General features: G+C 69.0%; 24 protein-coding genes. 9 read left to right on the forward strand and 15 right to left on the reverse strand.

Annotated elements, in window-relative coordinates; translation table 11 throughout:
• Positions 1-230: 230 nt before the first annotated feature.
• Positions 231-1,790, reverse strand: coding sequence for an alkaline phosphatase D family protein (locus ABT352_RS11670; protein ID WP_350944517.1), 1,560 nt, complete (start codon positions 1,788-1,790; stop codon positions 231-233).
• 255 nt (positions 1,791-2,045) lie between these two features.
• On the opposite strand from ABT352_RS11670, the gene ABT352_RS11675 reads away from it, so the two are divergent.
• On the forward strand, positions 2,046-3,338 hold the full coding sequence (locus tag ABT352_RS11675; RefSeq protein WP_350944519.1) for a Glu/Leu/Phe/Val family dehydrogenase: 1,293 nt from the start codon (positions 2,046-2,048) through the stop codon (positions 3,336-3,338).
• A 158-nt stretch (positions 3,339-3,496) separates the two neighbouring features.
• Here ABT352_RS11675 and ABT352_RS11680 read toward each other — a convergent pair whose 3' ends face one another.
• The gene (locus tag ABT352_RS11680; RefSeq protein WP_350944520.1) at positions 3,497-4,441 is read right to left on the reverse strand and encodes an NAD-dependent epimerase/dehydratase family protein; all 945 of its coding nucleotides are present in this window, start codon (positions 4,439-4,441) and stop codon (positions 3,497-3,499) included.
• 121 nt (positions 4,442-4,562) lie between these two features.
• Between ABT352_RS11680 and ABT352_RS11685 the strand changes: the two genes are divergently transcribed.
• The 3 genes from ABT352_RS11685 (at position 4,563) to ABT352_RS11695 (ending at position 7,532) form a co-directional block, all read left to right on the forward strand.
• The gene (locus ABT352_RS11685; protein ID WP_350944521.1) at positions 4,563-5,264 is read left to right on the forward strand and encodes a TetR/AcrR family transcriptional regulator; all 702 of its coding nucleotides are present in this window, start codon (positions 4,563-4,565) and stop codon (positions 5,262-5,264) included.
• A 1,003-nt stretch (positions 5,265-6,267) separates the two neighbouring features.
• Positions 6,268-6,507 carry a hypothetical protein gene (locus ABT352_RS11690; protein WP_350944523.1) on the forward strand — a complete coding sequence of 80 codons (240 nt, stop codon included), beginning with the start codon at positions 6,268-6,270 and terminating at the stop codon, positions 6,505-6,507.
• A gap of 416 nt (positions 6,508-6,923) precedes the next feature.
• Positions 6,924-7,532, forward strand: a complete 609-nt coding sequence (locus ABT352_RS11695; RefSeq protein ID WP_502992862.1) for an NsdA family TPR-like regulatory protein — start codon at positions 6,924-6,926, stop codon at positions 7,530-7,532.
• A 115-nt stretch (positions 7,533-7,647) separates the two neighbouring features.
• On the opposite strand, the gene ABT352_RS11700 is transcribed toward ABT352_RS11695, so the two are convergent.
• The 5 genes from ABT352_RS11700 to ABT352_RS11720 form a co-directional block, all read right to left on the reverse strand.
• Entirely contained in the window at positions 7,648-8,199 is a 552-nt protein-coding gene (locus ABT352_RS11700; protein WP_350944527.1) for a hypothetical protein, read from the reverse strand.
• A 148-nt stretch (positions 8,200-8,347) separates the two neighbouring features.
• Positions 8,348-9,619, reverse strand: coding sequence for an FAD-binding protein (locus ABT352_RS11705; protein ID WP_350944528.1), 1,272 nt, complete (start codon positions 9,617-9,619; stop codon positions 8,348-8,350).
• 238 nt (positions 9,620-9,857) lie between these two features.
• The gene (locus tag ABT352_RS11710) at positions 9,858-10,307 is read right to left on the reverse strand and encodes a TraR/DksA family transcriptional regulator (protein ID WP_350944529.1); all 450 of its coding nucleotides are present in this window, start codon (positions 10,305-10,307) and stop codon (positions 9,858-9,860) included.
• A gap of 233 nt (positions 10,308-10,540) precedes the next feature.
• Positions 10,541-11,176 (reverse strand): SSI family serine proteinase inhibitor, encoded by a 636-nt coding sequence (locus tag ABT352_RS11715; RefSeq protein WP_350944530.1) that lies wholly within the window; start codon positions 11,174-11,176, stop codon positions 10,541-10,543.
• Positions 11,177-11,559: 383 nt separating this feature from the next.
• Positions 11,560-12,021, reverse strand: coding sequence for a VOC family protein (locus ABT352_RS11720; RefSeq protein WP_350944531.1), 462 nt, complete (start codon positions 12,019-12,021; stop codon positions 11,560-11,562).
• A 176-nt stretch (positions 12,022-12,197) separates the two neighbouring features.
• Here ABT352_RS11720 and ABT352_RS11725 point away from each other — a divergent pair, with 176 nt between their 5' ends.
• Entirely contained in the window at positions 12,198-13,247 is a 1,050-nt protein-coding gene (locus ABT352_RS11725; RefSeq protein WP_350944532.1) for a helix-turn-helix transcriptional regulator, read from the forward strand.
• A 248-nt stretch (positions 13,248-13,495) separates the two neighbouring features.
• Here ABT352_RS11725 and leuA read toward each other — a convergent pair whose 3' ends face one another.
• The gene (leuA, locus tag ABT352_RS11730) at positions 13,496-15,208 is read right to left on the reverse strand and encodes a 2-isopropylmalate synthase (protein ID WP_350944533.1); all 1,713 of its coding nucleotides are present in this window, start codon (positions 15,206-15,208) and stop codon (positions 13,496-13,498) included.
• Between the two features lie 311 nt (positions 15,209-15,519).
• On the opposite strand from leuA, the gene ABT352_RS11735 reads away from it, so the two are divergent.
• Complete coding sequence (locus tag ABT352_RS11735) at positions 15,520-15,765, forward strand: DUF2630 family protein (RefSeq protein WP_350944534.1); 246 nt, start codon at positions 15,520-15,522, stop codon at positions 15,763-15,765.
• 94 nt (positions 15,766-15,859) lie between these two features.
• On the opposite strand, the gene ABT352_RS11740 is transcribed toward ABT352_RS11735, so the two are convergent.
• From ABT352_RS11740 to urtA, 7 genes are all read right to left on the reverse strand, one after another.
• Positions 15,860-17,002 carry a hypothetical protein gene (locus ABT352_RS11740; protein ID WP_350944535.1) on the reverse strand — a complete coding sequence of 381 codons (1,143 nt, stop codon included), beginning with the start codon at positions 17,000-17,002 and terminating at the stop codon, positions 15,860-15,862.
• Complete coding sequence (locus ABT352_RS11745) at positions 16,999-18,618, reverse strand: transporter substrate-binding domain-containing protein (RefSeq protein ID WP_350944536.1); 1,620 nt, start codon at positions 18,616-18,618, stop codon at positions 16,999-17,001. Before ABT352_RS11745 ends, ABT352_RS11740 begins: the two co-directional genes overlap by 4 nt.
• A gap of 127 nt (positions 18,619-18,745) precedes the next feature.
• Positions 18,746-19,435 (reverse strand): urea ABC transporter ATP-binding subunit UrtE, encoded by a 690-nt coding sequence (gene urtE, locus ABT352_RS11750; protein WP_350944538.1) that lies wholly within the window; start codon positions 19,433-19,435, stop codon positions 18,746-18,748.
• Positions 19,413-20,171 (reverse strand): urea ABC transporter ATP-binding protein UrtD, encoded by a 759-nt coding sequence (gene urtD, locus ABT352_RS11755; RefSeq protein ID WP_502992857.1) that lies wholly within the window; start codon positions 20,169-20,171, stop codon positions 19,413-19,415. The genes urtE and urtD overlap by 23 nt, the downstream gene beginning before the upstream one ends.
• Positions 20,168-21,274 carry an urea ABC transporter permease subunit UrtC gene (gene urtC / locus ABT352_RS11760; RefSeq protein ID WP_350944540.1) on the reverse strand — a complete coding sequence of 369 codons (1,107 nt, stop codon included), beginning with the start codon at positions 21,272-21,274 and terminating at the stop codon, positions 20,168-20,170. The genes urtD and urtC overlap by 4 nt, the downstream gene beginning before the upstream one ends.
• Complete coding sequence (urtB, locus tag ABT352_RS11765; RefSeq protein WP_350944542.1) at positions 21,271-22,137, reverse strand: urea ABC transporter permease subunit UrtB; 867 nt, start codon at positions 22,135-22,137, stop codon at positions 21,271-21,273. Before urtB ends, urtC begins: the two co-directional genes overlap by 4 nt.
• A gap of 116 nt (positions 22,138-22,253) precedes the next feature.
• Positions 22,254-23,441, reverse strand: coding sequence for an urea ABC transporter substrate-binding protein (gene urtA / locus ABT352_RS11770; RefSeq protein ID WP_350944843.1), 1,188 nt, complete (start codon positions 23,439-23,441; stop codon positions 22,254-22,256).
• A 379-nt stretch (positions 23,442-23,820) separates the two neighbouring features.
• Between urtA and ABT352_RS11775 the strand changes: the two genes are divergently transcribed.
• The 3 genes from ABT352_RS11775 (at position 23,821) to ABT352_RS11785 (ending at position 26,225) form a co-directional block, all read left to right on the forward strand.
• Positions 23,821-24,123: an urease subunit gamma gene (locus ABT352_RS11775; protein WP_350944544.1), complete on the forward strand. Its 303-nt coding sequence runs from the start codon at positions 23,821-23,823 to the stop codon at positions 24,121-24,123.
• A 70-nt stretch (positions 24,124-24,193) separates the two neighbouring features.
• On the forward strand, positions 24,194-24,520 hold the full coding sequence (locus tag ABT352_RS11780; RefSeq protein ID WP_350944545.1) for an urease subunit beta: 327 nt from the start codon (positions 24,194-24,196) through the stop codon (positions 24,518-24,520).
• Positions 24,510-26,225, forward strand: coding sequence for an urease subunit alpha (locus ABT352_RS11785; protein WP_350944546.1), 1,716 nt, complete (start codon positions 24,510-24,512; stop codon positions 26,223-26,225). Before ABT352_RS11780 ends, ABT352_RS11785 begins: the two co-directional genes overlap by 11 nt.
• Positions 26,226-26,243 lie beyond the last annotated feature (18 nt).

The raw sequence follows: 26,243 nt of genomic DNA on the forward strand, positions 1-26,243 counted from the left end.
GGTAGAAAAGGGGCAAATCAGCGCTGATGATCACTATGTAAAACCGAGTAACGTTCGATGTCAACGTTTTTTATGATCAAAACGAGCACGCCCACGGCCCCCGGTAAGCGATTTCCGCATCCGCCCAGGTGAGCACGCCTCACATACTTCCCGGCGCGCGAGAAGAGCGCCGCGGCCCGCCGACCGGCCCCCGGCCCTCTTCGGCGCGCGGGGGAACGGAGGGCGCTTCGCTAGCCCTCCTCCAGCTTCACGACGGTGATCTCCGATACCTCGGTTCCCGCGGCGGTGTCCCAGCGGACCGACGTGGGGGCCGTGTCCAGGGAGAGGGTCGCGACCGCGTTGGAGAACCACGGGCCGTCGGTGATCCGCCACTTGAAGGGCGGCTTGGGAATCCTCGCCGTGCGGGAGAGTGTGCGGCCGACCAGGCTCGCGATGCCGAACTGGGCGACGATGTTGGCCAGGCGGAGGGTGCGGCTCAGCGGGTTGCGGATCGGGGAGCAGACCAGCTGGTAGACAGGAAGGTCGCGCGCCTTGGCCACGTAGGAGTAGTGCACGTCGCCGGAGAGCATGATCACCGGCTTTCCCAGCCCGGCCAGCAGCTTGGACAGGTCCTCGAACGAGCGGCGGAAGGCCGCCCAGTGCTCCAGGTCGACGGCCTGGCGCAGGGCCTCGGCCCAGCGCGCCACGGTCTTGCCCCAGGCCCCCTGGGCGAGGGCCTCGTTCCAGTTCTGGATGTGGTGGATGCCCGCGGGGAGCAGGAACGGCACCGAGGAGCCGATCACGAAGCGCTTCGCGCCCCCCTTGTGCAGCTGCTCGGTGAGCCACTCCCACTCCACCGGGTCGATCATGCGCCGGTCATCGGGGTCGAGCTGGCGGGAACAGCGGGAGTCGAGCATGATCAGGCGAGTGTCGCCGAGGTCACGGGCGTAACTCCACCGGCTGTCGGCGGGAACGTCGTAGGCGTGCTCGGCGAAGGCGTCGAGGACCTCGGCGCCGTCCCCCTCGGCCGCGCACACCTTGCTGAGCAGCTCGTCCGAGGCGCGTTCCGCCGGCGACAGGTTGCCCAGGTGCTGGTAGACCCAGTAGGCGCCGATCCCGGAGATCACCCGGTGCCGCCACCACGGCACCTCCTCCATCGACGTACGCCAGGAGATGGAGGTGTTGAAGTCGTCGCGCAGGTCGTGGTCATCGAAGATCATCGCGCTGGGCACCGTGGAGAGGAGCCAGCGGATCTCCGGGTCGGTCCACGCCAGGCGGTACAGCTCGGCGTACTCCTCGAAGTCGGCGATCTCCTTCTTCGGCTCGGTGTCCCTGCGGCCCGCGATGAACTCCAGCATCTCCGCGGACGGCTCGTCGGCGTAGACCTGGTCACCGAGCAGCAGCAGCAGGTCGGGCCAGCGCTCGTCGGGCGTCTCGGGCAGCGTGCCACCGTACGCGCGCAACACGTCCACCCCGTGGGAGATCGTGTACACGAGGTCGTGCGGCACGCTGGTCCGGCAGGAGCCGAACATGACGCGATTCGGACCGTCGGGGCCGAGCAGGCGGATGCGGCTCGGCGGCTGATCGGGCAGGGGCCACACGGTCTCCCCGCCCAGGCGCACCTCGTAGGCGCCTCCGCCCTCCACGTCCACGATCGCGTAGTGGTGACCGTGGACGGTGAACGTCCTCGCCTCCGAGCGCACGCCACCGACCTCGACCGTCACCTCGCACGGCTCGCTCGTCTCCATCCACACCGACGCGCTCGTCTCGTCCACGTAACGCAACATCGGCCCGACCACAAGTTCCGGCACTTTCATCCCCTCGGCTGCACAACGGTAGGAATCCTGACCGGATTCTGGAAAATCTATGTTTTACTCCCAGATTGCCCAGGGGAGCAGGCAGATAACAACACACCTCCTGCTCGCAGGCTCGCGACCCGATCCGCGGATCAGTCATGAGAACGAAACACGGCCCGACCCTGCGGGCAAAAAACCGCGCCTAGTCTGATCGTGACCATGTGCCCCGAGCGGAGCAAGGGCGCTTCGCTCACCGTACGGAGGTATCCCTTGAGAACGCTCACGGTGCCGTCGACGACGCCGGCCGCCACCGCTCCCGTCAGTCCCGGCCGACAGGCCCTCGACTCCGCGCTCTTCCAGCTCGACCGGGCCGCGGACCGGCTGGACCTGGACGACAGCCTGCGCACCATGCTCGCCACCCCCCGCCGCTCGCTCACCGTCTCGGTCCCGGTCCGCCGCGAGGACGGCCGGATGGACGTCGTGCAGGGTTTCCGGGTGCAGCACAACACTACCCGCGGCCCGGCGAAGGGAGGCATCCGCTTCCACCCCCGCACCGACGTCCACGAGGTCACCGCCCTGGCCATGGGCATGACGTGGAAGTGCGCGCTGGCCGGCATCCCCTACGGGGGCGCCAAGGGCGGCGTCTCCCTGGACCCGGCCTCGCTGAGCGCCCGCGAGCTGGAACGGGTCACCCGGCGCTACGTCAACGAGGTCCTGCCCGTCATCGGTCCCGAGCGGGACATCCCGGCCCCCGACGTCGGCACCGACGAGCGCACCATGGCCTGGATCATGGACACCTACTCGGTGAACGCGGGCTACCCGGTGCCCGGCGTGACGATCGGCGGCCCCGTCTCCCCCGGCGGCGTGCCCGACACGGCCGGGACCGCGACCGCCCGCGGCGTGCGGATCGCCGCGCTCAGGGCTCTGGGCGGCTCCCCCGAGGGCCGTACCGTCGCGATCCAGGGCTTCGGCAAGGTCGGCGCCCCCGCCGCGCGCTACCTCGCCGACGCGGGCTGCCTCGTGATCGCGGTCTCCGACCGCACCGGGGCCGTGATCGACCGCTCCGGCCTGGACATCGACGACCTGCGGGCCTGGTCGGAGGAGACCGGCGGGGTACGCGGCTACCGCCGGGCGGACGCGCTGCCGGCGGAGGAACTGCTGGAGCTCGACGTGGACGTGCTCGTCCCCGCCGCCATGCAGGGGGCGATCACCGAGGAGAACGCCACCCGGATCAGGGCCGGCCTGGTCGTGGAGGGCGCCAGCTCCCCCACCACGCCCGGTGCGGACCGCGTCCTCGCCGACGCGGGCGTCACCGTGGTCCCCGACATCCTGGCCAACGCCGGCGGCGTGATCGTCTCCTACCTGGAGTGGCTGCAGGACATGCAGGCGCGTCGCTGGAGCGCGCGCGAGGTCGACGCGAGGCTTCGCGGCATCGTGCGGGACGCGTTCGACACGACCGCGGCGGTCTCCGCCGAGTGCGGGATCACCCTGCGCGAGGCCGCCCATGTGATCGGTGTCGGCCGGGTCGCCGACGCCCACCGGGCACGCGCGCCGCACCCCTGAGACCGTCGGGGACGTGCCGCACACCGGCCCGGACATACCGGCCCTCCCCGGCGGCGGGAACCGGCGTTCCCCCGTCCCGCGTACCGGGTGTGCCCGATGGTCCGCGCCCGCCTTCAGAGCGTCGTGGCACCCGTCCCCGTGTACGAAGGCGCGCCGTCTCACGCCGCCACGGCCAGGCGGCCGCGCCACCACGCGAGCGTCGCGGCCAGCGCCTCGTCCATCGGGGTCGGCGCGAGACCGAGGGCCGCCTGGGAGACGTCGGAGTCGAGGACGAAGGGACGGACGAACTGGTAACGCAACTCCTCCAGCTCCCTGAGCATCGGTGAGAAGACCCCGCCGGTGCGCAGCATCCAGTGGGGCAGGGCCTTCACCCCCGGGTTGGGCACTCCCGCGAGCGCGCACAGGCGCTCGGCGACCTCGCGCACCGACCTCGGCTCGTTCGTGGGGACGTGCCACGCGCGACCCCAGGCGTCCTCGCCCTCGCCCGCCGCGACCAGGGTCCGCGCGACGTCGGGCACATAGGTCCAGCTGTGCGGCTGGTCGGGGTCTCCGGCGAAGCGGACGGTCCTGCCGGCGAGCAGTGCGGGGACGAACCTCTCCCCGAGGTGCGACTGGTCCAGGCAGCCGGGGCCGAAGTAGTCGGATCCGCGCACCTCGGTCACCCTGACCCGGCCCGCCTCGTGCGCGGCCAGGGCGTCCCGCCACACCTTCACCCGGATCGCACCCTTGGCGCTGGGCGGGTCGAGGGGGTCGTTCTCCCTCATCGGCCGGTCGGGCGCCGCGTAGACGTACAGGTTGCCGAGGATGACGTATCCGGCGCCGGTGGTCTCGGCGGCTCCCAGCAGGGACGCGGCGAGCGGCGGCCAGTCGCGCGCCCACTCGTGGTAGCGCGGGTTGACGCAGTTGTAGAGGACGGCGGCGCCCCGGGTCAGGGCGGTCAGCTTCTCGCGGTCGCTCACGTCGGCGGCGACCCTGCGGACGCCCGGCAGGTCGGGGCCCGAGCCCGAGCGACTGATGAGGACGACCTCGTGCCCCTGCCCGGTCAGCAGCCTGGCGACCTCCGAGCCGACCTGTCCGGCTCCGGCGATGACGTGCTTGGCCATGATTCCTCTTCCTGTGCGGTGGCTTACCCGTTCCGTTCTGAGAGCAATGCTCTCGCTAGAGAGCACTGCTCGTCAAGAGCAGTGCTCTCGTTTTTTGTCGGCGCTCTGATATGGTCGCGACATGAGTTCGAGCCTCACCGCACGCGAGAGGGTCAGGGCCGAGCTGACCCGCGAGATCACCGACGTCGCCCGCAGGCAGCTCGCCGTCGACGGCGCGAGCGGCCTGTCCCTGCGCGCCATCGCCCGCGAGATGGGCATGGCCTCCTCGGCGATCTACCGCTACTTCCCGTCCAGGGACGACCTGCTCACGACCCTGATCATCGACGGCTACAACGCCGTCGGCGAGGCTGTGGAGAACGCCGACGCGGCCGTCCCGCCGGAAGACCACGGGGGGAGGTGGATGGCGGTCTGCCACGCCGTGCGGGACTGGGCACTCGCCCACCCGCACGAGTACGCCCTGCTGTACGGCTCACCCGTCCCCGGCTACCGCGCCCCCCAGGACACCGTCCCCGCCGCGGTCCGCGACACCGCCGTCTACGGCCGGATCGTCTCCGACGCCCACCGCGCCGGAGCGCTGAACCCACCCGACACCACCCACCCGCCCGTCCCGCCGTCCTTCCACGAGGACGCCGCACGCGTGCGCGAACTCATCCCCGACGTCCCCGACGACGTGGTCGTCCGCGGCCTGATCGCCTGGACCGGCCTGTTCGGCTGGATCAACTTCGAGGTGTTCGGCCAGTTCGACAACGCGATCCTCGATCCCGTGTCGGCCTTCGACCACGCCATGCGCTGCCAGGCCCGCACCCTCGGGCTGTCTATCTGATACGTCACGAGTTGGCCGCGACGAGTAACACCCGTATGGCCCACGTGATAAACGAGAAGAAAGGCTCTCCGATGAGCCGTCTCCTCGATGGGCGAAAGGCGCACCCGACTTCATGGTGGAAAGTCCTATTCACGGCGAAGGCGTGACAGTCCGCACGCTGTTCGAGCGGAATTCCTTCGCACTGGACTACTACCAGCGGGAGTACACCTGGACCCGCCACGAGGTCGTCGTCAGGCGTGATCACTTCGGAACGCGGACATGGCTGAGCGAGTTCACGTACTCGAGATCGATGATGACGAGGGCAACCGACCGCCGCGGATCGTGCGGCAGGGCTCCAGCTCACGGTGACAGTGCCTGACCTGGGCTTCGTATACCCAAAGAGGTTGGAGTCCGGCAGATTCGAACTCCTGACATCCTGCTTGCAAAGGCAACTCAGGTGGGAGCGGAACCCAGGGACGATATCCGCTCCCACCCGGGCTATGGCCAACAATGATCCACTGTCGTCCGGCCTAGTCCGTGGTCATCGTCACTCAGTTGGTCACTCAGAGGTCCGCTCTTCGGCCGAGGTTCGGATGCTGAAACCGTTGGTACGCATCGGGCGTCGCCGTATCGTCGCCGTATCGGACGGGATCATGGCCACTCAACACGAATGATGTACACCTCACGTCGCTCGTCCAGCACCATGTACCTCGCGAGCCCTCGCTCGCCGAACGTGCGACCTTGGGGTTGGCCGGGTTGTACGGCTGGCCGCTCCACGGCGCGACTTCCAGAAGTGTGAACGGGCGTGGAGGTGGGTGGCTGGGGTGGCTCCGTTGCGATGCACATCGCAGTACGAGGCGCCGAACCACCTCTCAAGATCCAGCCGATCTTCTCAGCGGGCCAGATGAGCTCGGGGCAAACCCGCTCCCCTCATGGGTGGGGTCGGTGGTGACGAAACCCAGAGGTCCGAGATGTGTACAATGCCCTCAAAGCCACTTGACCTTGCCGATCGAAAGCAGGGTGCATGACAGGACTACTCCCAGCCGCGTTGGCGCCGATCCTTGTCCTACTCTTGGTGTTAGGAATTGACATCTGGATTTATGCAGATGCCAAGGAGCGGCTGAAGCAGGGCAATCCTGCTGCTTTCTCGTTCTGGTCTTTCAAGGTAGAGACCCCCCAGGCGTGGTTCCTGGGATCCCTGATCCTGTGGGTTGTCTTCTTTCCGCTCTACCTGACCGCCACGGGACGAAACCCTTTCCGGTAGCCATCGTTGAATCTGAGCGTGCGAGATCAGGGTGACCCCCGAAACAATCAAGGCCCAGGGCGGGACATCCGAGTCTTTCTGCCGCGAACGGGTGACGGGGGCGGGCGGCGCCGTTCCTCAGCAGAAGAAGGCGAATGAAGATCAAAGACCCACGGCCCCGGCATCTCGAGGTTTTGACCGGGTTTGATTCCTCGTGCGCGAATGGCTGCGCCTTCGCCGCTGGTAATAAATGACCCAATTCGGGCACGGAAACGGACACGGCTCCCGAAGATCGGGGTTCTCACACCCAATCGATCCGGGAGGAAGCCGTGCCCGTGGCCTTATCATCGCTGATCAGCCCGATCGAGAGCGGCAACACCACGGGATCAATTGCCCGCGGCAGCAGCCGACGGCCGCCGTCCCCAACTGCTGTCTTCGTGATGCGGAGCATGGCTCGGCAAGGGATGAAACTACATCAGCCGGAACACTGCCTGGCTCTCGCCGAGAACGGCCTTTCACGGATTCACGGAAAAGTCGACACGCAGACCGAGGCACTCTTCGCGATCACGCACGCGCACGGCTTGGCGAAGACGGGTAAGCGCCGATCGGCCATCCAGGAGGTAGAACGAGCGCGCGCCTACCTGGCCGCCGAGCAGGGGGACGAGATGCCGTTCTGGGCCCTGGCATGGGGGCCGGCCACCGCGACCGTCCATTCGCGCACCGCCAAGGTCTTCGAGACACTCGGCGACCGGCGTGGAGCCGCCGAACAGTACGCCATCGCGACGGCGAGCCGATCTCCGGGAACGTACGCGCGGATCGTCGCCCTCGACCTGGTCGCCCAGGCCGAGATGCAGGCAGCACAGGGCGGTGTCGAGCAGGCGTGCGCGACCTGGGGCCGGGCGATGGACGCCATGGACGGAGTGCACTCCGTTCGCACACGTAAGGCTGTCATGGTCATGCGCCGCAGCCTTACACCGTTTCGCGCCCGCGGGCTGCGATGCGCCCAGGACCTGGACGAGCGCGCGATCGACTTCCTCAACGGCTGAAACGTCCACGGCGTAAAGAGTCAGGCGCCGGCTAGACGGTCACCCGGCGATCCACGGCCCCGAGGGGCCGTGGGACGACGGTCCACGTGAGACCGTGTGAAGGGCCGCAGGCCCTCTACCGGGAGAACTTCTTGCGCGCGGCTCCCCGGATGACCTGCCCCGGCCGCTGCTGCTCTCCGTGCAGGGAGGTGAGCACGACGAGCAACCCGGTGACGGCGGGGACGACCCACTGCATGAGACGCAGCTGCTGTTGTGTCTTGGCTACGTCCTCCGGAGTCTCCTTCTCCGGTTTCACGGCACCTTCCACCGGCACGTCGCCCGCGTCCGCGAGTTTGGCACCGAGCACCCCGGTGTAGGCGGTCGCGGCGAGCGCCCCGGCGGTCAGCACGGCCTTGGCCGCGGTGCTCGCCCCCACCCCGCGCTGGTACGCCACCCGCCGCCTGTTGGCGGACAGCAGACCGAGCGAGCCGACGAGAAAGGCGCCGACGCTCGCCGCGCTGACCGGCGCCCACCTGCCCCATCCCACGTTCGCGACCCGCAGGCGCTCGCTCCTGTCGCTCACCGCGGCGGTTGCACCGTTGAGGCCGATCGCGCCCATCAACGACCCCCCGAACCAGGCGGCCAGCCCGACATCGTGCATCGCGCGCACGACCGTATTGCGTTCCATGCTCTCCCCCTCATCACCAGCGCTGGATTCACGAGCTCTAACGGTGGATATCGCACTGTTATCGCTGTGATGGGAGTTGACTACCCTGATCCGATCGTAAGATCCGCTTGTGAGCTGATGTCCGGATCAAGGTTGAGGCTGGGAACAGTCAGGAAGCGAAGACACGGGCGTCGAGGAACGGGGTACGGAACTTGCCCGTGGGATCGAGGTCGGCGGCCAGGCGCCGGAAGTCCGGGAGCCGGTCGTACAGGGAGTTCAGGCGATCGGGTCCCATGAGGAAGAGTTTGCCCCAGTGCGGGCGGGCCTCGAAGGGCTCCAGCGACTCCTCGACCACGGCGAGCACCCGGCTCACCTCGGGCCAGTCCTTCTTCCAGGTGAAGTGGACGGCGACGACGTCCTCGCGGTAGGCGGTGCTCAGCCACAGGTCGTCCGCCGCGACGGTACGGATCTCCGAGATCTGCAGGACGGGGGCGATGACGTCCCTGACCGCGTCCAGCGCGCGGAGCGCGGCGAGGGCGTGGCGGCGCGGCAACAGATACTCCGACTGGAGCTCCTCCCCGCTGCTCGGGGTGAAGTCCAGACGGAAGTGCGGCAGCCGGTCGTACCAGGGGCCGGGGACGCCCATCTGCGCGGTGCAGTTGACGGCGGAGATCCCCGGCAGCGGGTGCCGGTCGGCCGTGGCCGCCGTGGCGTCCAGCCAGCGCGGCGCCGCCTCCCACGGACCGGGCTCGTCCTCGCGGCGCTTCACCCACACCTGGTCGATCCGGGGGCCGCTCCAGCCGGTGAACAAACTCACGCTGTACGCGGCGGAGAGGACCTCCTCGAAGTGCTCCTCCAGACGCGCCCACGGCAGGTTCTCGTAGACGTACTGCCGTACCTCGAAGGCCGGGACGACATCGAGGACGACCCTGGTGACGACGCCCAGCGCGCCGAGGCCGACGACCGCCCCGGCGAAGCGGTCGCCGTCCTTCTCGCGGCTGAGGACGGTGATCTCGCCGTCCGCGGTGACGAGTTCGAGGCCGGAGACCGCGGTGGCCAGGTTGCCGTTGGCGACGCCGGAGCCGTGCGTGGCCGTGGCGCAGGCGCCGGCGACCGAGATGTGCGGCAGGGAGCCGAGGTTGGGCAGTGCGTAGCCCTCGCCGTACAGCCACCGGCTCAGCTCGCCGTAGCGCACCCCGCCGCCGACCGTGACCGTGCCCCGCTCCGGGTCGAGTTCGAAGGCGGCGGGCAGGCCCTCCAGCGAGACGAGGTCACCGCCGGGACGGTCGGCGATCTCGTTGAAGGAGTGGCGGGTGCCGAGCGCCCCGATGGCGGCGCTGCCCGCGACCACCTCCTGGAGCTCCTCGACGTCGCCGGGGCGGTGGATCCGCGCGGCGCCGTAGGTGATGTTGCCCGCCCAGTTCAGCAACCCTCTGGTCACGATGTGCCCTCTCCACGCCTCACGCCAGGCCGTACGCGGCGGATGCGCGCCACACGCGGTGATCGTGCCGGGACACGGACTCACTCGGGTGACCGGGCGGGGGCACGGATCGCGGCCGGGCGGTCGCGGTCGTGGCCGTGCGCGAGCACGGCTCATGACCGGTGATCGCGCGAGACGCGACGGCGGGCATTGCCGCCCCCAGGTTAGTTGAGAAATGTCCGAACATCACCGGGGGCCTTCACCGGCCGCGGGCCGCGCACTCGATGCAGGTCCTGGCGATCGGGCGTGCCTTCAGGCGCTCCAGGGCGATGGGGCGCCCGCAGTCGTCGCACACGCCGTAGGTGCCCCGCCGAAGTCGCCCCGCCACCTCGTCGAGATCGTCGAGATGGGCTCGCGCCCTGTCGAGCAGGGCCTGGAGATGGGACCGTTCGAAGGCGATCGTCGCCCCCTCCGGGTCGTGCTCGTCGTCATTGCCCACCAGCGCCGACGCCTCGACGAGGTCGTCCCAGTCACGTGTCAGCGCCGCGATCTGGGCCACCGTCCTCTCGCGGTCCTCGGCGAGCAGATCTCGCATCGCCGCCCGCTGGGAGGAGGACAGCACGGTTTTCCCGGGCCGCTCGCCCATCGCCGTCTCCCCCGTCCTGTCGCGGATCCGCTCCTGGCCATGAGCATCGTCGACCCATGTCATGAGACCACCGACCTGTGTCTTTCCCTCGGTTCAGGGCGCGTGAGGGGGAACGGCCCGTACGGCGACGTGGGCACCCTCGCCGCCGTAGGAGCCTTTCGCGGGAACGGGGACCGGGAATCGGGCCCGCCGTTCCACGGCAGGCACGCTCGATCCTCTCCGGCACCGATCAGCGGGCCCTCCCGTGTCCCGGACGCCGCCCCGTGCCCGGAGCGGCGTGTTCCACGGAGCGGGTGTCAGAAGGAGAAGATCGGCCCTGTCGCGGTGCGCAGCTCGCACTGGTTGCTGAAGGTCCGCTGGTATCTGATGAAGCGGCCGTTCCAGGTGCCTGTCGCGGTGACGGTGATGGGCTCGTAGTACTGCGGGCAGGCCCTCCAGGGCAGCCTGATGCGTGCGGGGTCGCCCTGCGCCCTGAGCAGCAGCGAGCATGCCTGGCTTCCCTCGGGATGCGGGCCGTAGAGCGGCGTGCATCCGAGGCGGATGGTCCGCGTCCTGCCTATGCGCGAGACGGTCAGCGTGAGGTGCTTGGCGTACGGGCCTCCGGCCGTCGGCCACGGCGGGCGGGGCGGCATCGGGGCCGGAATCGGCGGAGGCGGGATGGGCTGACCCCACGGCGGGCGCGGGATCGAAGTGGGCCAGGGCGGCACCGGAACGGGCGGGGTCGCGATGGGCTGTGTCGGGATCGGGATCGGGATGGGCCTGGGCGGAACGGGCGGGGTCGGGATGGGCCTGGGTGGCCACGGGGGCGGATCGGTGACCGACTGGGCCACGGGCGGGTCGGGTATGTGGTTCGGCGGTGACTGCGTGTCCGCGGTGGCGGTGCCGCTGAGGATGACGAGCCCGGCGGTGGCCAGGCCGAGAATACATCGCATAGTTTCCCCCGATAAATACGAATTTCGCATATAACCGATAAGTCGTTTTCGGTTGATTTGGGGGGAGCGAGTCGTACCCTGAGCTGCGAAGAGGCTACGTCGATAACGCGGGGATGTCTCGCAGTGACTCGCCACGGAATGCCATGAATTCACCGGTCGAGGGCGTCTCCGCACGGCCGCTCGGGGCAAAGGTCCGCGAGCATGATCGATCACACCGCAGATGGCGCCGTCCGCGGTGAGGGCGCGGGTTTCCGATGATCGCCGAGGTGACCGCGGGCCGGCTGATGACGAAGGCCGGGGCCCAGGGCTGAAGGCCGGGTGGTCCGAGGCGGTCGGGGAAGGCCGCCTCGGACCGGACTCGGACCGGATGAGTGCGGTGGTGGTCAGCCGGCGTAGGGGGCGGCGACATCGAGGATCCAGGTGACGCCGAAGCGGTCGGTCAGCATCCCGAAGCCCGGCGCCCACTGCGAGGGACCGTACTTCTCGATGAGGTCGGCGCCGTCGGCGAGCCTGTCCCACAACGCGCCGACCTCCTCGGCGGTTTCGCCGCGGACGGACACGAAGAACCGCTCGCCGGTCAGCGTCATGCCGTGCTCACGAGTGGTGGCGGCGGGCACGGCGGGGGCCGGCGCCTGGCCGGGCACGTCGTAGGCCATGACGGCGAAACCGTTGTCGGCCGCGACCTGGCCGAAGACGATCTTGTCGGCGTCGGGCATGTCCTTCGGCATGCCGAAGTCGCCGTAGGTGATGGTGGTGAGGTGGCCGCCGAACACGGTCCGGTAGAACTCCAGCGCCGCGCGGGCGTCGCCGCGGAAGTTCAGGTGGGTGGTGGTGGAAATGGCCATGTGGGTGACTCCTTGTTGATTTTCCAGGCGCGGTACGGCCGGTATGGGGTGGTGAATCTCATGTGAGAGCACCGGGGAAAGAGGGCGGCCGGGTCGCGGTGGCCGACCGGCTCGAAACGAAGATTCGCAGGGGTAGGTGACAGGATGTGGCACCTACTTCGGACAGAATCAGGTTCATGCCGAAGACTTCCGCCCGACTGCTGGCCCTGCTGTCGCTGCTGCAGACCCGCCGGGACTGGTCCGGCACGGTGCTGGCCGATCGCCTGGACATCAGCCTGCGCACCGTGCGCCGCGATGTCGACCGGCTCCGCGAGCTCGGCTACCCCATCGCCGCCGTCAAAGGTCCCGACGGCGGTTACCGGCTCGGCGCCGGCACCGAACTACCCCCGCTGCTGTTCGACGACGAACAGGCCGTCGCCCTCACCATCGCCCTCCAGATCGCCGCCACCACCCCCGGCAACGGCCTCGCCGAACCCGCCGAACGGGCACTGAACACCATCCGGCAGGTCATGCCCTCCCGGCTCCGGCACCGCGTCGACGCGGTGCGCGTCACCGCCGTCGAACCCCCTGCCACCCGACCGGCCGCCCCGGTCGACGGCGACGTACTCCTGACTGTCAGCGCCGCCGTCCACGCCCGCGAGATCCTGCGCTTCGACTACGCCGGCGGGGGCGCGGACGAACCCCCGCGCCGCGTCGAACCCCACCACGTCATCACCTGGGACGGACGCTGGTACCTCATCGCCTGGGACCTCGACCGCGACGACTGGCGCACCTTCCGCGCCGACCGGATCACCCCGCACACCCCCAACGGGCCCCGGTTCACCCCACGCGTACTGCCCGGAGGAGACGTCGCCGCCTTCGTCACCGGCACGTTCCGCGGCTCCGGCGACTCCTCGGGCAACTGGCCCTGCCAAGGCACGGTGATCCTCGACCTGCCCGCCGCCACCGTGGCCCTCTACACCCGCGACGGAGTCGTCGAGGAGATCGGCCCCTACCGCTGCCGGCTCACCCTCGGATCCTGGTCCTGGCCCAGCCTTGCCGCCGCCATCGCCCGTTACGACGCCGACTTCGAAGTCGTCGGTCCCGACGAACTCGCCGGCGCCTTCGAACACCTCGCCCGCCGATTCACCAGGACCACGGCCGGCCCCGTCGCCCGCTCAGGCCGGTGGTACCGAGGCAGTGCGCCTGACGTGGCCGACATGCCAGAAGCCCCTCGAACACCATGAAGGCGGATAGTCACCCACCACACACGGCCAGCTGTTCGGAGCCACCCAGGACGACCGCGACACCGTCTTCGCCCTGAGGTCACGAGCGTCTCCGGCACCGGAAGGCGAGCGGAGACGACTCGACCGCGCCCGGGCGGATTTCGCGGTGGGCGCGGTCGGGTGAGCGACGTCGATGCCTTGTGGGCCTCTGTCGAAACCTCCTACGGCAGATCGTGCCGTACGGTCCTTCGCTAGCGGCCGGTCCTTCGCTAGCGGCCGGCGCGGTTGACCGCGGAGATGACGGCCTTGAGCGAGGCGGTGGTGGTGTTGGAGTCGATGCCGACACCCCACAGGGTGCGGCCGGCGATCTCGCACTCGATGTAGGAGGCGGCCTTGGCGTCGGTCCCCGCGCTCATGGCGTGCTCGGCGTAGTCGAGGACGCGCACCTGGACGCCGACCCTCGCCAGGGCGTCGCAGAAGGCGGAGATGGGACCGTTGCCGACCCCCTCGACCTCGCGGATCTCACCGTCGAGGCGCAGGTCGGCGCTGATGGCGTCCTTGCCGTCACCCCTGGAGGTGGTGCGGTGGGCCAGCAGACCCAGACGGCCCCACGGGCTGGCCGGGTTGGGCAGGTATTCGTCGGTGAAGACCTCCCACATCCGGGTGGCGTTCACCTCGCCGCCGACGGTGTCGGTGTGGGCCTGGACCGCGCGGGAGAACTCGATCTGCAGGCGGCGCGGCAGGTCCAGGTGGTGGTCGGCCTTCATGATGTAGGCGACGCCGCCCTTGCCGGACTGGCTGTTGACCCGGATGACCGCCTCGTAGGTGCGGCCGATGTCCTTGGGGTCGATCGGCAGGTACGGGACCGCCCAGGTGAACTCCTCGACCGGAACGCCCGCGGCGGCCGCGTCACGCTCCAGGTGCTCGAAGCCCTTCTTGATGGCGTCCTGGTGGGAGCCGGAGAAGGCGGTGTAGACGAGTTCGCCGCCCCACGGGTGGCGCGGGTGGACGGGCAGCTGGTTGCAGTATTCGGTGACCCGGCGGATCTCGTCGATGTCGGAGATGTCGACCTCGGGGTCGACGCCCTGCGAGAACAGGTTCATGCCCAACGTGACCAGGCAGACGTTGCCGGTGCGCTCACCGTTGCCGAACAGGCAGCCCTCGATCCGGTCGGCCCCCGCCATGTAGCCCAGTTCGGCGGCGGCGACGGCGGTGCCTCGGTCGTTGTGGGGGTGCAGGGACAGCACGATCGAGTCGCGGTGGGCGAGGTTGCGGTGCATCCACTCGATCTGGTCGGCGTAGACGTTGGGCGTGGCCATCTCGACGGTGGCGGGCAGGTTGATGATGACCTTGCGGTCGGGAGTCGGCTGCCAGACGTCGTTGACGGCGTCGCAGACCTCCACCGCGTACTCCAGCTCGGTGCCGGTGAAGGACTCGGGGGAGTACTGGAAGTAGATCTCCGTGTCGTCCATCTGGGCGGCGAGCTTCTTGCAGAGCTTGGCGCCCTCGACCGCGATCGCGGTGATGCCCTCGCGGTCCTGGCCGAAGACGACCCGCCGCTGGAGGGTGGAGGTGGAGTTGTACAGGTGGACGATCGCCTGCTTGGCCCCGCGCACCGACTCGAAGGTCCGCTCGATCAGCTCGGCCCGCGCCTGGGTGAGGACCTGGATCACCACGTCGTCGGGGATCAGGTCCTCTTCGATGATCTGCCGTACGAAGTCGAAGTCGGTCTGGGAGGCGGCGGGAAAGCCCACCTCGATCTCCTTGTATCCCATCTTCACCAGCAGCTCGAACATCTTGAGCTTGCGGTGGGAGTCCATGGGATCGATCAGTGCCTGGTTACCGTCACGCAGGTCGACGGCGCACCATCGGGGGGCTCGGTCGATGACCTTGCCGGGCCAGGTGCGGTCGTCCAGCCGGATCGGCGCGAAGGACTGGTAACGCGTGAAGGGCATGGGACTGGGTTGCTGCTGCGGATACATGCAAGGCTCCTCGACTGGGAAAACAATCGTGGCCGACGCGCATGGCTCGCTCCGCGACGAGGGAGCCGGCCTCTACAGGCCCTCGTCGCGGCAGCTAAGAAGCAGACCGCGCAGCATGCCTAGCACGTTAGCAGACGTCTCAGGATCCCCGTGCCCCGGTCTCACATCGCGGGACTTCGAAGATCTTCCAGATCCCGTCCGTACGGGAGGCGCCGCCCGCGACGGCCGCCGCGCGAGGCCGCCCGATTCCCCCGGTGCGACGATCCACTGATCGGATACAGTCCAGAAATACTCTGACAGGGGGAACGGCCATGAAGGACGGCGACATCCTCGCCCACATCAACGAGCTGATCGCCGAGGAGCGGGAGCTCCGGGCGAAGCTGGGCTCGCACTCGATCTCCTCACACGAGGAGAACAACCGGATCAAGCAGCTGGAGGAGGCTCTCGACCAGGCTTGGGACCTACTCAGGCAGCGCCGGGCGCTCCGCGAGTTCGGCGAGGACCCCGACTCGGCGGCCCCCCGCCCGATCGACGAGGTCGAAGACTACCGTCAGTGACCGTTCACCCGGAAAGTCGTCACAGGGAGTGCGTCGGCCGCCCCGCGAGCTGACCCGTCACTCCCGCTCGCCCGCCCCTGCCGCTCCGCCGCACTCACCCGGCGCGCGGCTCGGTCACGGACGGAGACTCGGCGGAAGTCGGAGACCTGGCGGGGGTCGGAGACTTCTCCGCACTCGGGGACGGATGTGGAGACGGATCCGGGGACCGGTCGGAGGACGGTGGCAGCGGGCCGGTCGCCTTCTCCGGACGGCCCTCGCAGCGCGAGTCCGCCGAAGTCCGCTGTGACGCCGGGGCGAGCCAGGAGATCACACTCTGTTCGACGTACCAGCCGTGCAGGTTCACCCACGTCCTGGGCACCTCACCGGGATCGGGGCAGAGCACCTTCGACTGCAGCCTGTCGTTCTGGATGAACTCCACGGCACCGTCGCGCTTGAGGACGGTGGTCATCTGGTCGTCGCTGGCGACCATGTAGCCCACGACCACCTCGGCGGGCCTCTTCGCGGTCGGACTCTCCACGCTGATCTGTATGGCGATCAGCGGGAGGATCGGCGCCCTCATCACGACCACGCCGACCAGGAACGGTGTGAACACCGCCATCCCGATCGCGATGCCGTGGGTCAGCACCCTGGCCGGCGCCTCGGGCACGGGACCGGTCAGCAGCGCCGCGAACACCGGGGGAAGCGTGAGCAGGATCGCGGTCGCCACGTCCCGCGCGGTGAACGCCGAGACGATCGCCGGCCACAGCATGACGTACGACAGTACGGCGGCGATCACCGGCAGCGCGTAGCAGAACGTCGTCCGCAGCTCCTCGTGATCCGGGAACCGTTCGCGCACGGTCAGCCCGAGCAGGGCGAGTGACATCATCGCGAGCGTCGGCAGGAAGCGCAGCTGCCAGGTGCACACACCCATCGCGACGGCGAGGACCACGACCCAGCCGGGCAGCCGCTGGGCGCTGTGCACCAGCCACGAGAAGCGGCCGGTGCTGATCCAGTAGAGGGTGCCGAGAAGCCTGCCCCCGACCACGACGACGGGCAGCACCCACACCGTGGTCAGCAGGACCGCGCTCAGCAGGCCCAGCGGGCTGATGGTCTGCACGAGCAGGAGCAGCGTCTGGGTGTCCTGCCTGCTGGCGTACCACAGCCGCATCACCAGCAGGACGATCGGGAACACCGGCAGCAGCGTGAGGAACCACTCCTGGTTCCTCGGCGCGTCCCTCAACCGCGCGTTGGGCTTCAAGGCGCGGAGGGGCAATCCCGCACGGGGAGGGTCCGCTCCCAGGGCCAGCGGCGTACGTCCGGGGGAAGCGCGCACGGCTGCTGCGCCTGCGCCACGTCCACCCCCGGGTTGGCCGCCAGCAACGGCCGGATGTGCTTCTCGTACGCCTCCTCCCACATCTTGTTGCCCGGATCGGCGTAGGAGCGGTAGAGCGCGAGGTCGACCAGGGTGCGCAGCGCGCGGTTGGAACCCGCGTTGACCGCCCACATCTCCGTCTTCTCCAGCGCGATGTCGTGGTGGCGCAGCTTCCTCTCCGGCTGTGCGACGAACCCGGCCAGCAGTGCCGCGTCGGTCGTCACCGCCTCGGCCGCCCTGTCGCTCGGCACACCGTCCGCCAGACGGTCCACGCACTTGCTGATCAGGAGCTCGGCGATGGGATCGGTCTTGATCGCCTTCCTCAGTTCGGCCAGGGAGGTCGAGGTGCCGAGTGAGCAGACCTTCCTGCCCTCAAGCTGACCCAGCGAGGCGACGTTGTCGTCGGGGTAGTCGGCCCTGGTCACCACCGACTGCTCGGTGTAGAGGTAGGGCGTGGAGAAACCGACGGAGGGGTCGGCCCTGCGTTCCGGCGTCACGCTGAAGGTCGCCACCACGAGGTCGACCTTGACGAACGTGCCGTCCGTGTCGCGGGCCTGCATACGCGCCCTGTCCTCGGTCTCGATGGCGAGGAAGTCGACCTGGTCGGGCCGGAATCCCAGATCCGCCGCGATCATGTAGGCGATGTCGATGTCGAAGCCGGTGAAACCGGTCCCGCCCGGCTCCCGCAGGGCGATGCCGGGGGTGTCCTCCTTCACCCCGATCAACAGTCTGTCCTTGTTGAGGAGTCCCGCCTTCTCCCGCAGCTCGGCCTCGGTGGGAGGCCCGTTCACCCACGCGATGGACACCCCGACCACGACCGCGGCGAGCACCAGCGCGATCCAGGCGGCCAGCCGGAAACGGCGGAAACGGCGCCTGCGGGGCGGCCCCGGCGCTCCGGCCGGGGTGGTCGGCGGCCCGGGCTGGAAGCCCTTGACGTCCGCGTCGTCGAATCGCGGAGCGCGATCGTAGCGGTCGTCGTAGCGCCGGTCGCGTCCGTACCCGTCATCGTCCCGGCGGTCCCGGTCATAGCGGTCGTCAGACCTCCGGCCGCGCTCATATCGTCCGCCGTCGCGCCGGTCGCGTCCGTACCCGTCATCGTTCCAGCGGTCCCGGTCATAGCGGTCATCGGGATCACCACCCCGCCGGTCACGCTCATACCGATCGTCACCCCGCCGGTCACGGTCATAGCGGTCATCAGACCTCTGATCACGCTCGCGGCGGTCATCAGACCTCTGATCGCGGTCGTGGCGGTCATCGGGATCACGACCCTGCCGGTCGCGTCCCTCGTCGCCTCGCGAGCCGGGGGCGGCGGGGGTGGCGCCGTCCGGCTCGCCGATCGCCCCGCCGGGCGGTGTCTCGCGCTCGCCGACGGCCGGAGGGCCGGTCTCCCCCGAGCCCGCGGCCAGGCCGCCACTCTCTCCCGGGGAAGACCGGCGCTGCTTCTCGGGAGGTGAGGGAGCCTTTTCCGGGCCCGTCTCCCCGTCCGCAGGTTCCTTCGCCATGACACCCCCGGACTCCGCTTTTCTGGGCAGATTATGTCGTCGTCACCCGCCGCGGGAGGCTCTTCATCAAGAAGTGATCAAATGGACCCTTCTTGATATTGGAAGTCCGATTCGGATTTTCTGCGGATCAGACGGCGAGAAGACGGTGAATTCCCTCCCCGCGCAGTTCCTCGGCCGCGCCCGAGTGGACGACGTGCCCGGCGTCGAGGATGAGGAAACGGTCGGCGAGGCGGAGCGCCAGATCCAGATACTGCTCGACCAGCAGAACCGACAGGCCCGTGGCGTGCAGCCGCTCGATCGCCTCCTCGATCTCGATGACGATCGACGGCTGGATGCCCTCGGTGGGCTCGTCGAGGATGAGCAGCTTGGGACGGGTGACGAGGGCGCGGGCGATGGCGAGCTGCTGTTGCTGCCCGCCGGACAGGAATCCGGCGCGCCGTTTGAGCAGCGGCTTCAGACGCGGGAAGGTCTCCAGGGCCTCCTCCAGCGCCTCCTGCGGCCCCTTGGCGGCCTCCAGCGTGACCTGCAGATTGCCGAGCACGCTGAGCTGCGGGAACGTCTCGTGCCCCTGGGGGACGTACGCCATGCCGAGCCGGACCCGCTCGTGCGGCGGCATCCGGGTCACGTCGCGGCCCTCGAAGGTGACCGATCCCGCGGTGGCGGGCAGCACGCCCATCACCGTGTTGAGCAGGGTGGTCTTGCCGACCCCGTTGCGGCCCATCACGCACATCAGCTGCCCAGGCTCCACCTCCAGGGAGACTCCGAACAGCACCCGGGCCCTGCCGTACCCGGCGTCAAGTTCCTGTACCGACAGCATCGCTGCGCTTCCTTCCGATGTAGACCTCCTGCACGCGCGGATCGTCGCGAACCTCGTCGACCGACCCCTCGATCAGCACCTTGCCCTCGTGCAGGACGGTGACCTGCGAGGCGTACCTGCGCAGGAACTCCATGTCATGTTCGATCACGATCACCGTGTGGTCGTTCGCCACGGACGTGAGAAGCTCGCCGGTGCGCTCCCGCTCGTCCTTGGACATACCGGCCACCGGCTCGTCCAGCAGGAGCAGCTTGGGACTCTGGGTGAGCAGCATGCCGATCTCCAGCCACTGCCGCTGACCGTGGGAGAGCACCCCCGCGGGCCGATCGGCCAGCTCTTTGAGACCGGTGGTCTCCAGGGCCTCGGCGACGGCCTCCGAGATGCCCCGCCTGCGCCGGGTCAGCGACCAGAGCGGCCTGCGGAACGACGCGGCCAGGTCGAGGTTCTCCAGGACGGTGAGCTCCTCGAAGACCACCGAGGTCTGGAAGGTCCGCCCGACGCCGAGCCGTACGATCTTGTGTTCGCGCTGCCCGACCAGGCTTTTCCCGTCGAAGACGACCTCGCCGGTGGTCGGGCGGGTGAGGCCGGTGATGACGTCGATGAGCGTGGTCTTCCCCGCCCCGTTGGGGCCGATCAGGAAGCGCAGCTCCCCCTTCTCGACGGTGAGGTCGATGCCGTCGATGGCGCGGAAGCCGTCGAAGACCACCGACAGCCCGCGCACCTCGATCATCGGGCTCATCCGACCTCCTCCATGACTCTCACTCCGGGGGCGTCCGCGGGCGGCGGTTCCGGGTCCGTACGACGTCTCGACCTGCGCGCCCAGGCGTCGCGCGCCGACGCCGCCACGCCGAGGATCCCCTTGGGGGCCAGGGTCATGACGAGGATGAACAGCGCGCCCTGCAGGTAGAGCCAGCCGTCGGCGAACTGCTCGCTGAAGGACGTCTTGGCGTACCCCATCACGACCGCGCCGAGGATCGCCCCGGCCAGCGCGAACCTGCCGCCCACCGCGACCGCGACGACGAGTTCGAGGGAGGGGACCACGCCCAGCAGCGCGGGCGAGATGATGCCGACCACGGGCACGAACAGGGCCCCCGCGAGCCCGGCCATGCCCGCTGAGAGCGCGAAGGTGACGGTCTTGATCCTGGCGGGGTCGTAGCCGAGGAACCTGACGCGGTCCTCGCCGTCCCTGATCGCGACGAGCAGCCGCCCGAAGCGGCTTTTGACCAGCTGGCGGGCACCGAGATAGAGCAGTCCCGTGACGATCGCGACCGCGAAGTACAGCCCGCGCTGGGTGGAGTCGGCCGCCAGGTCCTGGCCGAACAGGTCGTAGAAGTTGGTCAGGCCGTTGGTGCCGCCGGTCAGGCCCTGCTGGCCGACGAGCAGGATGACGAACGCGGCGGCGAGCGCCTGGGTGAGGATCGCGAAGTAGGCGCCGCGCACCCGCTGCCTGAACACCAGCAGGCCGAGCACCGTGGCGATCGCCATCGGCCCGACGACGACCATGGCGAGCGCGAACACCGGGTTCGCGAACGGTTTCCACAGGGCGGGCAGCTGCTCGACCCCGCTCCACACCATGAAGTCGGGCAGGTCGCCCTGGGCGTCCACCAGTTTCAGGTGCATCGCCATGGCATAGCCGCCGAGGCCGAAGAACACGCCCTGGCCCAGGGTGAGCATGCCGCCCTGCCCCCAGGCCAGGCCGATGCCCAGGGCGATGATCGCGAAGCAGAGATACTTGGCCAGCAGGCCGAGACGGAAGGGCTCCAGCAGCAGCGGCGCGACCACGAGGGCGAGCACGGCCACCACCGCGAAGACCCCGGGCCCCCTGAGACGTGCGAGATTCATGTCAAAGCCCTCGATCGGAGTACGAACAGGCCCTGTGGCCGGAACTGAAGGAAGGCGATGATCGCGGCGAACACGATCACCTTCGCCAGGCTGGCGTCGCTCCAGAACTCGGCGTAGGAGTTGAGCAGGCCGAGGCCGGCGGCGGCGATGACGGCGCCGCGCAGCTGGCCGAGGCCTCCGGCGACGACCACGAGGAAGGCGTCGACGATGTAGTAGGTGCCGAGGGCGGGTCCGACGGGGCCGATGAGGGTGAGGGCCACTCCGGCGACCCCGGCCAGGCCGGAGCCGATGAAGAAGGTGCGCTGGTCCACGTGGGCGGTGTTGATGCCGCTGACCGCGGCCAGCTGGCGGTTCTGCATCACCGCCTGCATCCGCCGCCCCTGGCCGGTGCGGTTCATGTAGGCCCAGATGCCGACGACGGTGACGATGGCGAGGGCGAAGATGAAGAGCCGGTTGTAGGGCAGGGACGCGATACCGCCCTGCAGCCAGGTGGGTGCCTGTACCTGCACGTTGGGCGCCCCGAACAGGTCGCGGGCGAGCTGCTGCAGCACGAGGCTCACGCCCCAGGTGAGCAGCAGGGTGTCGAGCGGGCGGCCGTAGAAGTGGCGGATCGCGGTCCGTTCGAGGATGAGCCCCATCAGCCCGGCGACCAGGAAGGCGACGGGCAGGGCGACGATCACGGCCATCCGGCCGGTGAGGTCCTGGAGCAGGTAGGCGGTGTACGCGCCCGCCATGATGAACTCGCCGTGGGCCATGTTGATCACGCCCATCTGGCCGAACGTGAACGTCAGGCCGAGGGCGATGAGGAGCAGTACGGCGCCGATGGACAGGCCGATCGGGAGCTGGTTGAGGAAGGCCTCCACCGAATCCCCTTCCTAGGAGTGTCTGGCTCCGGAGCGGGCCGTGCCGCATTGTGGGTGCGCCACGGTGCTGCCCGTGATCTGGTCACGGCCCGGTCCGGAGCCGGTCTGAGAGGGGGTCAGCCGTTGGCCAGGCCGCTCGCCCAGGGGTAGCCCTTGAGGTAGGGGTCGGGCTTGATCGGTTCGCCGGAGTTCCAGACCTCCTTGATGAGGCCGTCGGGCTGGATCACTCCGATCCTCGCCGTCTTGTACATGTGCTGGTTCTCGCCGTCGATGGTGACCAGGCCCTCGGGGCGCTCCAGGGCGATGCCCCCGGCGGCCTTCTTGACGGCTTCGACCTCGACGGTTCCGGCCTTCTTGGCGGCCTCGGCCCAGAGGTAGACGGCGTTGTATCCGGCCTCCATCGGGTCGGAGGTCACCTTGTCGGCGCCGTACTTGGCCTTGAACGCGGCGACGAACTTCTCGTTCGCCGGGTTCTCCGTGGTCTGGTAGTAGTTCCAGGCGACGGGGTGGCCGGCGATGTTGTCGACGCCGATGCCCTTGACCTCCTCCTCGGCGACGCTCACCGACAGGACGGGCATCTTCTCGGCGGTGACCCCCGCGCTGTTGAGCTGCTTGAAGAAGGCGACGTTGCTGTCACCGTTGAGGGTGTTGAAGACCGCGTCCGGTTTGGCCTGGACGACCTTGTTGGTCAGCGTGCTGTACTCGGTGTGACCGAGGGGGGTGTACTCCTCGCCGAGGATCTCCATCCCGTTCGCCGCCGCGTACGCCTTGATGATCTTGTTGGCGGTGCGGGGGAAGACGTAGTCGCTGCCGACCAGGAATATCTTCTTCTTGCCCTGTTCCTTGAGGTAGTCCAGGCCAGGGATGATCTGCTGGTTGGTGGTGGCGCCGGTGTAGAAGATGTAGGGCGAGCTCTCCAGGCCCTCGTACTGGACCGGGTACCACAGCAGGGCCTTGCTCCGCTCGAACACCGGCAGCATCGCCTTGCGACTGGCGGAGGTCCATCCACCGAAGGTGGTGGCGACCTTGTCCTGGCGGATGAGCTTGGTGGCCTTCTCCGCGAAGGTCGGCCAGTCGGACGCGCCGTCCTCCACGACGGGGATCAGCTTCTTGCCGAGTACGCCTCCGGCGGCGTTGATCTCCTCGATCGCGAGCAGCTCGGAGTCCCGCACGGTCACCTCGCTGATGGCCATGGTCCCGCTGAGCGAGTGCAGGATGCCGACCTTGATGCCGTCCTCACCGCCACCGGCACTGGCCGCGTTCTTGTCCGCAGGGGCTTCGCCTCCACATGCGGTCAGTGCCATGGCCAGCGCCACGGCGACGACTCCGGAGCGCCACACTGTGTTCCTCAATGACTTTCCTCCTTGCCGGTACGGCCCCCGCACCGAGCTATCTGCCGTCAAGGTGACTGAGTGAGGTTTCCCGACTAGTTCGCAGTTGTTAATTGCGCTTTACCGGGATTTCACCGCTGTGACAGGACGTGGCGGTGCGGACACCGCGCCACTTTTTATCCTGACAAATCAGCAAATTTCGTGATATTCACTTCGGAACGCGTCGGTATACCCGCAGGAAAGGGGACACCGATGGCCGCTTCTCCCCCGTTCGTACGATCCGCACCACCTGGAAACCGGCACGACATCGACGTGCAACATCATGGAAACCGCTGGTTCCTATGGTCCGGGAATGCGGCTCACACCACACGAGCAGGAACGCCTGCTCATCCACGTCGCCGCCGGTGTCGCCCGCGACCGCAGGTCACGGGGCCTCCGGCTCAACCACCCCGAGGCCACCGCGATCATCGCGTCCTTCCTCATGGAGGGCGCCAGAGACGGGCGCACCGTCGCCGAGCTGATGGACGCGGGCCGCAAGGTGCTCTCCCGCGACGACGTCATGGAGGGGGTGCCCGAGATGCTGTCGTCGGTCCAGATCGAGGCCACCTTCCCCGACGGCACCAAACTCGTCACCGTCCACCACCCGATCCCGTGAGCCCCGGCCGATCTCATGAGAGCCCACGACTTTCCACCGGCCCCTCACATCCCAGGAACGGTGAGCGCCGATGACACCCGGTGAGATCCAGTACGGCGACGCGCCCATCCCGCTCAACCCGGGCCGCGAGCGCGTCACCGTCCGCGTCGTCAACACCGCCGACCGGCCGATCCAGGTCGGCTCGCACTACCACTTCGCCGCCTGCAACCCCGGCCTGGAGTTCGACCGCGAGGCGGCCTGGGGCACCCGGCTCGACGTCCCCGCCGGCACGGCGGTGCGGTTCGAGCCCGGTGTGGAGCGCGACGTCACCCTCGTACCGATCGGCGGACTGCGGATCGTCCCCGGCCTCCGCCCCGAGTGGGCCGGACCTCTCGACGGGAGCCCCGGTGTTCATTGAACGATCGCGCTATGCCGCGCTCTACGGCCCCACCACCGGCGACCGGGTCAGGCTGGCCGACACCGACCTGCTCATCGAGGTCACCGAGGACCTGTCCATGGGCCCTTCGGGAGCGGGTGACGAGGCCGTCTTCGGCGGCGGCAAGGTCATCAGGGAGTCGATGGGCCAGGCCAGGACCACCAGGGCCGAGGGTTCACCCGACCTGGTGATCACCGGCGCGGTGATCCTCGACCACTGGGGCGTGGTGAAGGCCGACATCGGGATCGGCGACGGCCGCATCGTCGCGATCGGCAAGGCGGGAAACCCCGACACCATGGACGGCGTCCACCCCGACCTGGTCATCGGCCCCTCGACCGAGATCCTCGCGGGCAACGGGAAGATCCTGACCGCCGGGGCGATCGACTCCCACGTCCACCTGATCTGCCCGCAGATCCTCGACGAGGCCCTCGCCGCGGGGGTGACCACCATCGTGGGCGGCGGCACGGGGCCCGCCGAGGGCACCAAGGCCACCACCGTCACCGGCACCTGGTATCTCGCCCGGATGCTGGAGTCGCTCGACTCCTACCCGATCAACGTCGCGCTGCTCGGCAAGGGCAACACGGTCAGCCGCGAAGGGCTGCTCGAACAGCTCCGCGCCGGGGCCTCGGGGTTCAAGCTGCACGAGGACTGGGGCACCACCCCCGCCGCGATCGACGCCTGCCTCTCGGTCGCCGACGACACCGGCACCCAGGTCACGATCCACACCGACACCCTCAACGAGGCCGGGTTCGTGGAGTCGACGCTCGCGGCGATCGGCGACCGGATGATCCACGCGTACCACACCGAGGGGGCGGGCGGCGGTCACGCGCCGGACATCATCCGGGTCGCCTCCTACGGCAACATCCTGCCGTCCTCGACGAACCCGACCCGCCCGCACACCGTCAACACGCTCGACGAGCACCTCGACATGCTGATGGTCTGCCACCACCTCAACCCGTCCATCCCCGAGGACCTGGCCTTCGCCGAGTCCCGGATCCGGCCGTCCACGATGGCGGCCGAGGACATCCTGCACGACATGGGTGCGATCTCGATGATCGGCTCGGACTCCCAGGCGATGGGCCGGGTGGGCGAGACGATCATCCGCACCTGGCAGACCGCGCACGTGATGAAGCGCCGCCGGGGCGCGCTTCCCGGCGACGGCCCCGCGGACAACCTCCGCGCCCGGCGCTACGTCGCCAAGTACACGATCTGCCCGGCCGTGGCCCACGGCCTGGACGGCGAGGTCGGCTCGGTGGAGGTCGGCAAGCTGGCCGACCTCGTCCTGTGGGATCCGGCCTTCTTCGGCGTCAAACCGGACCTGGTGGTCAAGGGTGGTGTCATCGCGTACGCCCAGATGGGTGACGCCAACGCCTCCATCCCGACCCCGCAACCGGTCATGCCGCGCCCGATGTTCGGTGCCGCCCCGCTCACCGCCGCCGCCACGTCGGTCCACTTCGTCGCCCCCCTCGCGATCGAGGACGGCCTCGCCGACCGGCTCGCCGTACGCAGGCGCCTGCTGCCTGTCGCCGACGTGCGTCGCAGGGGCAAGGAGAGCATGCCGCTCAACGACGCGATGCCCAGGATCGACGTCCATCCCGACACCTTCGCCGTCAGCGTCGACGGCGAGGTGATCGAACCCGCCCCCGCCGAGACCCTGCCCATGACCCAGCGCTACTTCCTGTTCTGACCGGTTCCCGATCGACCG

The organism is Streptosporangium sp. NPDC000563 (assembly GCF_040299985.1).
Classification (GTDB): Bacteria; Actinomycetota; Actinomycetes; order Streptosporangiales; family Streptosporangiaceae; genus Streptosporangium.

Bases quoted from the DNA above. Each gene is read 5' to 3' on its own strand.
- ABT352_RS11700 (WP_350944527.1), bottom strand. From the start codon at position 8,199: ATGGAACGCAATACGGTCGTGCGCGCGATGCACGATGTCGGGCTGGCC.
- ABT352_RS11725 (WP_350944532.1), top strand. From the start codon at position 12,198: ATGCCGAAGACTTCCGCCCGACTGCTGGCCCTGCTGTCGCTGCTGCAG.
- ABT352_RS11715 (WP_350944530.1), bottom strand. From the start codon at position 11,176: ATGCGATGTATTCTCGGCCTGGCCACCGCCGGGCTCGTCATCCTCAGC.
- urtE (WP_350944538.1), bottom strand. From the start codon at position 19,435: ATGCTGTCGGTACAGGAACTTGACGCCGGGTACGGCAGGGCCCGGGTG.
- urtD (WP_502992857.1), bottom strand. From the start codon at position 20,171: ATGAGCCCGATGATCGAGGTGCGCGGGCTGTCGGTGGTCTTCGACGGC.
- ABT352_RS11690 (WP_350944523.1), top strand. From the start codon at position 6,268: ATGACAGGACTACTCCCAGCCGCGTTGGCGCCGATCCTTGTCCTACTC.
- ABT352_RS11735 (WP_350944534.1), top strand. From the start codon at position 15,520: ATGAAGGACGGCGACATCCTCGCCCACATCAACGAGCTGATCGCCGAG.
- ABT352_RS11680 (WP_350944520.1), bottom strand. From the start codon at position 4,441: ATGGCCAAGCACGTCATCGCCGGAGCCGGACAGGTCGGCTCGGAGGTC.
- urtA (WP_350944843.1), bottom strand. From the start codon at position 23,441: ATGGCACTGACCGCATGTGGAGGCGAAGCCCCTGCGGACAAGAACGCG.
- ABT352_RS11720 (WP_350944531.1), bottom strand. From the start codon at position 12,021: ATGGCCATTTCCACCACCACCCACCTGAACTTCCGCGGCGACGCCCGC.
- ABT352_RS11710 (WP_350944529.1), bottom strand. From the start codon at position 10,307: ATGACATGGGTCGACGATGCTCATGGCCAGGAGCGGATCCGCGACAGG.
- ABT352_RS11775 (WP_350944544.1), top strand. From the start codon at position 23,821: ATGCGGCTCACACCACACGAGCAGGAACGCCTGCTCATCCACGTCGCC.
- ABT352_RS11685 (WP_350944521.1), top strand. From the start codon at position 4,563: ATGAGTTCGAGCCTCACCGCACGCGAGAGGGTCAGGGCCGAGCTGACC.
- ABT352_RS11780 (WP_350944545.1), top strand. From the start codon at position 24,194: ATGACACCCGGTGAGATCCAGTACGGCGACGCGCCCATCCCGCTCAAC.
- ABT352_RS11745 (WP_350944536.1), bottom strand. From the start codon at position 18,618: ATGGCGAAGGAACCTGCGGACGGGGAGACGGGCCCGGAAAAGGCTCCC.
- leuA (WP_350944533.1), bottom strand. From the start codon at position 15,208: ATGTATCCGCAGCAGCAACCCAGTCCCATGCCCTTCACGCGTTACCAG.
- urtC (WP_350944540.1), bottom strand. From the start codon at position 21,274: ATGAATCTCGCACGTCTCAGGGGGCCCGGGGTCTTCGCGGTGGTGGCC.